The 7,321-nt window shown below is 72.4% G+C and carries 11 protein-coding genes and 1 riboswitch; of the genes, 3 read left to right on the top strand and 8 right to left on the bottom strand.

Translation table 11 applies throughout. The annotated features are described in order from the left end of the window. Positions 1–48 precede the first annotated feature (48 nt). The 6 genes from ureG to GT030_RS16255 form a co-directional block, all read right to left on the bottom strand. Positions 49–726, bottom strand: coding sequence for an urease accessory protein UreG (gene ureG, locus GT030_RS16280; RefSeq protein ID WP_161201715.1), 678 nt, complete (start codon positions 724–726; stop codon positions 49–51). Positions 727–758: 32 nt separating this feature from the next. Continuing rightward, positions 759–1,433 carry an urease accessory UreF family protein gene (locus GT030_RS16275; protein WP_161201717.1) on the bottom strand — a complete coding sequence of 225 codons (675 nt, stop codon included), beginning with the start codon at positions 1,431–1,433 and terminating at the stop codon, positions 759–761. Between the two features lie 8 nt (positions 1,434–1,441). Then, positions 1,442–3,163, bottom strand: coding sequence for an urease subunit alpha (locus tag GT030_RS16270; RefSeq protein ID WP_161201714.1), 1,722 nt, complete (start codon positions 3,161–3,163; stop codon positions 1,442–1,444). Continuing rightward, positions 3,156–3,467, bottom strand: a complete 312-nt coding sequence (locus GT030_RS16265; RefSeq protein ID WP_161201713.1) for an urease subunit beta — start codon at positions 3,465–3,467, stop codon at positions 3,156–3,158. The genes GT030_RS16270 and GT030_RS16265 overlap by 8 nt, the downstream gene beginning before the upstream one ends. A gap of 11 nt (positions 3,468–3,478) precedes the next feature. Next, positions 3,479–3,781 (bottom strand): urease subunit gamma, encoded by a 303-nt coding sequence (locus tag GT030_RS16260; RefSeq protein WP_161201712.1) that lies wholly within the window; start codon positions 3,779–3,781, stop codon positions 3,479–3,481. Positions 3,782–3,944: 163 nt separating this feature from the next. Further along, positions 3,945–4,235, bottom strand: coding sequence for a type II toxin-antitoxin system Phd/YefM family antitoxin (locus GT030_RS16255; protein ID WP_161201711.1), 291 nt, complete (start codon positions 4,233–4,235; stop codon positions 3,945–3,947). Positions 4,236–4,321: 86 nt separating this feature from the next. On the opposite strand from GT030_RS16255, the gene GT030_RS16250 reads away from it, so the two are divergent. The 3 genes from GT030_RS16250 to GT030_RS16240 all read left to right on the top strand — a co-directional run bounded on the left by GT030_RS16250 (position 4,322) and on the right by GT030_RS16240 (position 6,296). Next, positions 4,322–4,948 (top strand): ATP-dependent Clp protease proteolytic subunit, encoded by a 627-nt coding sequence (locus tag GT030_RS16250; RefSeq protein WP_161201710.1) that lies wholly within the window; start codon positions 4,322–4,324, stop codon positions 4,946–4,948. Between the two features lie 7 nt (positions 4,949–4,955). Next, complete coding sequence (locus GT030_RS16245; RefSeq protein ID WP_161201709.1) at positions 4,956–5,264, top strand: hypothetical protein; 309 nt, start codon at positions 4,956–4,958, stop codon at positions 5,262–5,264. A 341-nt stretch (positions 5,265–5,605) separates the two neighbouring features. Continuing rightward, a riboswitch (cyclic di-AMP (ydaO/yuaA leader) is annotated at positions 5,606–5,819 on the top strand. 3 nt (positions 5,820–5,822) lie between these two features. Beyond that, positions 5,823–6,296, top strand: a complete 474-nt coding sequence (locus tag GT030_RS16240) for a C40 family peptidase (RefSeq protein ID WP_161201708.1) — start codon at positions 5,823–5,825, stop codon at positions 6,294–6,296. A gap of 60 nt (positions 6,297–6,356) precedes the next feature. On the opposite strand, the gene GT030_RS16235 is transcribed toward GT030_RS16240, so the two are convergent. Next, complete coding sequence (locus tag GT030_RS16235) at positions 6,357–6,827, bottom strand: ATP-binding protein (protein WP_161201707.1); 471 nt, start codon at positions 6,825–6,827, stop codon at positions 6,357–6,359. A gap of 222 nt (positions 6,828–7,049) precedes the next feature. Further along, on the bottom strand, positions 7,050–7,321 hold a 272-nt coding region (locus tag GT030_RS16230; protein WP_237522532.1), incomplete at its 5' end, for an aminotransferase class I/II-fold pyridoxal phosphate-dependent enzyme.

Genomic DNA, 7,321 nt, shown 5'->3' with positions numbered 1-7,321 from the left:
CGTCGGCGCGGGCCTCGATCCGGGCGCGGGCGGTGACGCCGGCCGCGGTCACGCCGTCCACGCGGCGAGCTGCTCGCGCACCCAGCCGGCCACCTCGCCGACCCCGTTCTCGACGCGCAAGGTCTGGAACATCACGGGGAGTTCGGCCCGCTGCGCCTTGGCGTCGGCGGCCATCCGGGCGAGGTCGGAGCCGACGTAGGGGGCGAGGTCGGTCTTGTTGACCACGAGCAGGTCGGCGGTGGTGACGCCGGGGCCGCCCTTGCGCGGGATGTCGTCGCCGCCGGCCACGTCGATCACGAAGATCTGGGCGTCCACCAGGCCCTTGGAGAAGGTCGCGGTGAGGTTGTCGCCACCGGACTCCACCAGGATCAGGTCGAGCGGGCCGACGGCGTCCTCCAGGTCCTCCACTGCTTCGAGGTTGGCCGAGATGTCGTCGCGGATCGCGGTGTGCGGGCAGGCGCCGGTCTCCACGGCCGCGATCCGCTCGGGCGGCAGCACGGCCTCGCGGAGCAGGAATTCGGCGTCCTCGCGGGTGTAGATGTCGTTGGTGACGACGGCGAGGGAGAGTTCGTCGCGCAGCGCCCGGCACAGCGCGGCGACGGTCGCGGTCTTCCCCGAGCCGACCGGGCCGCCGAGCCCGATGCGCAGGGCTCGGCGCTTGCCGTCGGGGCGGTGCGCGTCGGCGCCGACGGCCTCCGGGCCGGTGTGGGTGTGGTCGAGATGCATGTGCGGCTCCAAGTGCGGTTCGTCGGGTGCCTCTAGGAGGCGAAGAGGCGGACCGGCCAGGCGGCGTGCGCCTGTGCGCCGATCTCCAGCAGGGGTGCGGACGCGGCGGGCAGGGCGTCCACTCCCTCGGTCAGCGCGCGCCGGGCGGCCTCCACGGAACGGTCCGCCACCCGGTCCAGCTCGGGTGCCAGCCGGGCGAGGACGCCGGTGGCGTCGAACGGGTCGAGGCTGAGCAGCCGTACGGTGGCGGTCGCGGGGCCGCTCACGCTCTCGTACAGCGCGCAGCAGGCGGCGTCCAGGGGCTCCAGGCCGGCCGCGCGGGCGGTGAGGCCCAGGACGACGGGCTGGTGGGTGCCCTTGGGGAACTCCCTCGCCAAAGCGTCCAGTTCGGGAGACGGCCAGGTGGCGCGGGCCGCCCGTGCCAACTGCCGGCCCAGCCGCCGGGCGGTGGTGCGCAGGGCGGGTGACGGGGTGCGGGCGTCGGCGGCCGCGTCCAGCTCATCCGCGGGGAGGCCGAGTACGGCCGCCGCCGCGAGGGAGGCGGCGACCAGGCCGGTGGTGTGCAGGCGTCCCCGGCAGAAGTGCTCCAGGGTCGCGGCGTCGGTGATGCGCCCCGCCTTGACGGCGGCCTCCGCCCCGCCGGAGTGGGCGTGCCCTCCGGCGGGGAAGCGGCCGTCGGCCAGGACGAGCAGCGCGGCCCTTGACATCAGCGGCATCAGAAGAGGAAGTAACGCTGAGCCATGGGCAGTTCGGCCGCCGGTACCGCCTCGACCAGCTCGCCGTCGATGTGCACGGCGAAGCTGTCGGGGTCGATCCGTACGTCCGGCATGGCGTCGTTCTCCCGCAGGTCCGCCTTGGTGACCGCGCGGGTGGACCGGATCGCCACGAACTCCTTGCCGAGGCCGAGCCGTTCGGGCAGGCCGTCCTCGATCGCCAGCTGGGAGACGAAGTTGACGGAGTTGGCGGCCGGGGCGCGGCCGATCGCGCCGAACATCGGGCGGGGCAGGATCGGCTGGGGGGTGGGGATGGAGGCGTTGGCGTCGCCCATCTGCGCGTAGGCGATCTGGCCGCCCTTGAGCACGAGCAGCGGCTTCACCCCGAAGAACGCGGGCTCCCACAGCACCAGGTCGGCCAGCTTGCCGGTCTCCACCGATCCGATCTCGGCGGCGAGGCCCTGCGCGAGCGCCGGGTTGATCGTGTACTTGGCGACATAGCGCCGTACCCGGTGGTTGTCGGCGCGGCCGTCACCGGGCAGGGCGCCCCGGCGGCCCTTCATCACGTGGGCGGTCTGCCAGGTGCGCAGGACGACCTCGCCGACGCGGCCCATGGCCTGGGAGTCGGAGGAGATGATCGAGATCGCGCCGAGGTCGTGGAGGATGTCCTCCGCGCCGATGGTGGACGGCCGGATGCGGGACTCGGCGAAGGCGAGGTCCTCGGGGACGGCCGGGTTGAGGTGGTGGCAGACCATCAGCATGTCGAGGTGTTCCTCGGCGGTGTTGACGGTGAACGGCCGGGTCGGATTGGTCGAGCTGGGCAGCACGTTGGGCTGGGAGACGACCGTCATGATGTCCGGCGCGTGCCCGCCGCCGGCACCCTCGGTGTGGTACGAGTGGATGCCCCGCCCGGCGATGGCGGCGAGGGTGTCGCCCACGAAACCGGCCTCGTTGAGGGTGTCGGTGTGGATGGCGACCTGGATGCCCGTGCGGTCGGCCACGGTGAGGGCCGCGTCGATGACGGCCGGGGTCGAGCCCCAGTCCTCGTGCAGCTTCAGCCCGACGGCGCCGCCCCTGATCTGGGACAGCATCGCCTCCTGCGAGACGGTGTTGCCCTTGCCCAGGAAGCCGACGTTGACCGGGTACGCCTCCATCGCCTCCAGCATCCGGGCGAGGTGCCAGGGGCCCGGTGTGACGGTGGTGGCCTTGGAGCCCTCGGCCGGGCCGGTGCCGCCGCCGACCAGGGTGGTGACCCCGGAGGACAGCGCCTCGTCGGCGATCTGCGGGCAGATGAAGTGCACATGGGCGTCGATGGCGCCCGCGGTGAGGATGCGCCCGTTGCCCGCGATGACCTCGGTCTCGGGGCCGATGAACAGGTCGGGGTGGACGCCGTCCATGGTGTCGGGGTTGCCGGCCTTGCCGATCCCGGTGATCCGGCCGTCCCGGATGCCGACGTCGGCCTTGATCACACCCCAGTGGTCCACGACGACCACACCGGTGATCACGGTGTCGGGGGTGCCCTCGGCGCGGGTGGCGCGGGACTGGCCCATGGACTCGCGGATGACCTTGCCGCCGCCGAACACCGCCTCGTCGCCGGAGGTGCCGGGGCCGCCGGAGCGGTCCTCCTCGATCTCGATGAGCAGGTCGGTGTCGGCGAGCCGGATGCGGTCGCCGGTGGTGGGGCCGAACAGGTCGGCGTAGGCGGCGCGGGAGATCTCAGGCATCGAGGGCGCCTCCGGTCTCGCCGCGCAGTCCGGGCACGATCCGGGCGCCGCCGAGGGGGACGAGTTCGACCTCGACGGGGATGCCGGGCTCGAAGCGGACGGCCGTACCGGCGGCGATGTTCAGCCGCCTGCCGCGCGCGGCGGACCGGTCGAAGTCCAGGCCGGGGTTGGCCTCGGCGAAGTGGTAGTGCGAGCCGACCTGGACGGGCCGGTCGGCGGCGTTGAGGACGGTGAGCCGGGTGGACTCGCGCCCCTGGTTGTAGACGACCGGGCCGTCCGCGAACAGCACCTCTCCGGGAATCATCGCCGGCCCCCTCAGACGATCGGGTCGTGGACGGTGACCAGCTTGGTGCCGTCCGGGAAGGTGGCCTCCACCTGGACGTCGTGGATCATCTCGGGGATGCCCTCCATCACGTCGTCCCGGGTGAGCACCTTGCGGCCGGAGGACATCAGCTCGGCGACGGTCCGGCCGTCGCGGGCGCCCTCCAGGATGTGCGACGTGATGAGCGCGACCGCCTCCGGGTGGTTGAGCTTCACACCGCGGGCCCGGCGCCGCTCGGCCACGTCGGCCGCCACATGGATCAGCAGTCGCTCTTGCTCGTGCGGGGTCAGTTGCACGTCCCACCTCACAGTCCTCGCTCCGGACCGTGCGGGGCCCGGTTGCCGCAGCCACGGCTCGGGGCCGGCTCGTGCAGAGAAACCCCTGGTGGCGTGGGAGCGAAGGCTAGTTCGCCGGCGTTTCGGCGACGTTAACCGGCGGGCCTTCGGCGCGCCCTGGCCGTCAGGTGGTGCCGGGGCGGCGGTGCTCGGCCGCGATGCCGAAGCGGTGCCGCTCCTGCGGCGGGGAGGCGGAGACCTCACGGACGCCGGAGACGGAGCTGATCACCTGCTCGTCCCGCTCCGCCGCCTGCGCGTCGAGCGCTTCGAGACGCTCCAGGTCGGCGGCGGAGACCAGTGCGACGAGCGGTTTGCCGTGCCGGGTCACCACGACCCGCTCACTGCCGTAGACCACCCGGTTGATCAGGTCGGCGAGCTCAGCCCTGGCTTGCGTCACCGGAATCTCGTAGGCCATGACCCCATTCTAACGTCACGTACATCCTGTACATTTTTTACAGAAGCGGAGCCGTCAGTGGTCCCGCCGCTCAGGAGGGGTGTGCCATGACCCGATCGAATGCCCGACATGTCCTGCCCGAGTTCACCGAGCGCGACGGAGGGGTCCGCCGCACGCTCGACCCGTACGCCAAGCTGTTCGAGCACCGGATCGTGCTGCTGGGCACGCCGCTCGACGACGCGGCGGCCACGGACGTGATCGCCCAGCTGATGCAGCTCGAACACGCCGCCCCGGACCGGGACATCACGCTGTACCTGAACTGCCCCGGCGGCGACTTCCACGCCATGACGGCGGTGTACGACACGATGCGCTACGTCGGCTGCGACGTGGAGACGTACTGCCTGGGCCAGGCCGTCTCGGTGGCCGCCGTGCTGCTCGCGGCCGGGGCGCCCGGCAAGCGGTTCGCGCTGCCCGGCTCGCGGGTGGTGCTGCGCCAACCGGAGCTGGCCGAGCCGGTGCAGGGGCAGCCCAGCGATCTGGAGATCAAGGCGGCGGAGCTGGTCCGGACCCGGGAGCTGATGGAGGAACTGCTCGTCCGGCACACCGGCCGGGACGCCGCCACCGTCCACGCCGGCCTGGAGCGCGAGCGGGTGCTGGACGCCACCGGCGCCCTGGAACACGGCCTGGTGGACGGGATCGTGGGCGCCCGTCAGAACCTGCCCGGCGGCCGGTGAGCCGCCCTTGCTGCCGGAGGAGCTGCCGCCGCTGCCCGCGCTGACCCGGGCCGAGGGCGAGCTGATCGACCGTTACCTGGAGGCGGCCGACCTGCTGGGCCGGATCAACCCGGCCCGGCACGGGGACACATACCGGGCGCTGAGGGCCGCGCAGGCGCTGGTGCGCACGGCGGCCGCACTCCGCGACGCGCTCACACTGATGCACGATCGGGGCGAACGGGAGCTGTACGGGGGCACGCTGGCACACGCGCTGCGGGTGCTGGACGGTGAGCGCCGGACCGCGCGCGTCGCGCTCCCGCCCGATGCCGTCGGCTGACCCGGACACCGCCGTCGGCCATACAGGGCCCCGCGTGTCGTCCGCCGCGCCGAAACGGGCCGAACGTGCTACCGCCGACCGGTGTATCTCCGGGCGCGTTTCCGGGCCCGCCGAGTTGCGCGCCTGCCGCCCGGCGGGCCACCGCGCGGCGACCGAATCCCAGGTCCGGGGCCGTGGAGGGGAGTTGACGGCGACTCGGACACACCCCTGTCCACCCGAACGGGTGAGTGGTGAGTAACACCACAAACCCCCGGTTCCATTGGGATTTTCGGACAGGAGTGGGCCAAGATCCCTGACTGACGACAAGACCCCGCCACAACGGCGGGGCGCATTCGGGCGGACGCCGAGTCCTGCCGCCACCCGGATGACCGGTCGACAGAAGTGCATCGGCAGGAGTGGAGGACCCGAGCAAGCCGGGTCGCCGGGACGGATGTCCGCGAGCAGCGGACGATCGTGCCGAGCAACCCTTGGGGTGAAGCCGTGGTGACACGGCCGGGCAACTTCGCCAGCCCGAATCCGACAGGTCATCCTTCACAGGCGGCTGACGAAGGGTTGCGCATGACTGCGCTCAATCGTGTCCCGTCGCTGATGGCTCGGGCCGGCACCGCCTCGGCCCTCACCCTCGCCGCCGTGGGCGGCTCCATCATGGTGCCGGGGCTGGCCACCGACGCCTCCGCCGCGACCACCGCGTCGAAGGCGCTGAAGGTCGCGGCGTCCAAGAAGGGCGCCCCCTACCGCTACGGAGCCACCGGGCCGGGCCGGTTCGACTGCTCGGGCCTGACGCTGTACTCGTTCAAGAAGGCCGGCAAGAAGCTGCCGCGCACGGCCGCGCAGCAGTACAACAAGACGCACCACATTTCCTCGAGCCACCGCAAGGCCGGTGACCTGGTCTTCTTCCACTCGGGGTCCAGCGTCTACCACGTCGGCATCTACGCCGGTAAGGGCAAGATCTGGCACGCGCCGAAGACCGGGGACGTGGTGCGGCTCCAGAAGATCTGGACCAAGAGCGTCTGGTACGGCCGGGTCAACTAGCGAGGGCGGCCGGGGGCGGTCTCCGCGGGCGTACCCACGCCCCCGAGGCCGTTCCCGGACTCAGCGGGCCGGAGAGGGCTCCGGGCGGGCGGTGGCGGGCCGCGGCCGGTTCGGCACGCACCAGGGCAGCTCGACGAAGACCGTCTTGCCGCCCTCACGGGTCGGGCGGACCCGCAGCTTGCCGCCGCACTCGACGGTGAGACACCGGATGATGGCCATGCCGCGCCCGTTGTCCTGGGCGACGGCGGCCGGGAGTCTCTTCGGCAGCCTCGGATGGCTGTCCGTCACGCCGATGAGCAACAGCTCGTCGCGGGCCAGTACGACGTCCACGGTGAAGGTGGGCGACTGGCCCCGGGTGTGCTGGACGGCGTTGGTGGCCAGCTCGGAGACGATGAGGCGCACGGTGCCGGTGACCTCGTCGTCCGCGGGGAGCCCCCAGCTCGCCAGGGTGCCCACCACGTAGGACCTGGCCGTGCGGACCGAGGCAGGCTCGCTCGGCAGAGTGACGGATGCTTCCAGACGGTCTGCCATGGCGAAGTCGTCCCTTTCCCACGGGCGGCCCGCCGACCTCCCACGGGCCGCGCGACGACGCGGGGCGGAGGGTTCGAGCACGGTCCCGCTCTGGTGCCTGCACGTCAGCCTGCCATTACGGAAGCGGTCCGGTGAACCAACCCCCCAGATACGCGGACATCTGTCGCTCAACGGGGTGAACTCTGCGACGGAAGACCGTATTTGACAGGGTTTTTCCCGCGCTCAGCAGGGCCGAACGGCGGTGATGACCCTTACGGCCCGCTCGATGTCCGCCTCCGACAGGTCCGCGCGGGCGGTCAGCCGCAGCCGGGAGACGCCGTCCGGGACGGACGGCGGGCGGAAGCAGCCGACCGACAGCCCCTCGGTACGGCAGTCGGCGGCCCAGCGCACCGCGGCGTCGGGGGACGGCGCCCGCACGGAGACCACGGCCGCGTCCGGACGTACCGCCGCGAGGCCCTCGGCGGTGAGCCGGGCGTGCAGTTCGGCGGCGACCG

This window comes from Streptomyces sp. SID1328, from assembly GCF_009865595.1.
Lineage (GTDB): Bacteria > Actinomycetota > Actinomycetes > Streptomycetales > Streptomycetaceae > Streptomyces > Streptomyces griseoluteus.
The sequence above is the reverse complement of the archived record's forward strand: the minus strand, read 5'-3'. Positions and strand labels throughout refer to the sequence as shown.

Excerpts from the sequence above, each read along its gene's own strand:
- GT030_RS16275 (WP_161201717.1), bottom strand. The coding sequence starts at position 1,433 with ATGTCAAGGGCCGCGCTGCTCGTCCTGGCCGACGGCCGCTTCCCCGCC.
- GT030_RS16240 (WP_161201708.1), top strand. The coding sequence starts at position 5,823 with ATGACTGCGCTCAATCGTGTCCCGTCGCTGATGGCTCGGGCCGGCACC.
- GT030_RS16250 (WP_161201710.1), top strand. The coding sequence starts at position 4,322 with ATGACCCGATCGAATGCCCGACATGTCCTGCCCGAGTTCACCGAGCGC.
- GT030_RS16265 (WP_161201713.1), bottom strand. The coding sequence starts at position 3,467 with ATGATTCCCGGAGAGGTGCTGTTCGCGGACGGCCCGGTCGTCTACAAC.
- GT030_RS16270 (WP_161201714.1), bottom strand. The coding sequence starts at position 3,163 with ATGCCTGAGATCTCCCGCGCCGCCTACGCCGACCTGTTCGGCCCCACC.
- GT030_RS16255 (WP_161201711.1), bottom strand. The coding sequence starts at position 4,235 with ATGGCCTACGAGATTCCGGTGACGCAAGCCAGGGCTGAGCTCGCCGAC.
- ureG (WP_161201715.1), bottom strand. The coding sequence starts at position 726 with ATGCATCTCGACCACACCCACACCGGCCCGGAGGCCGTCGGCGCCGAC.
- GT030_RS16235 (WP_161201707.1), bottom strand. The coding sequence starts at position 6,827 with ATGGCAGACCGTCTGGAAGCATCCGTCACTCTGCCGAGCGAGCCTGCC.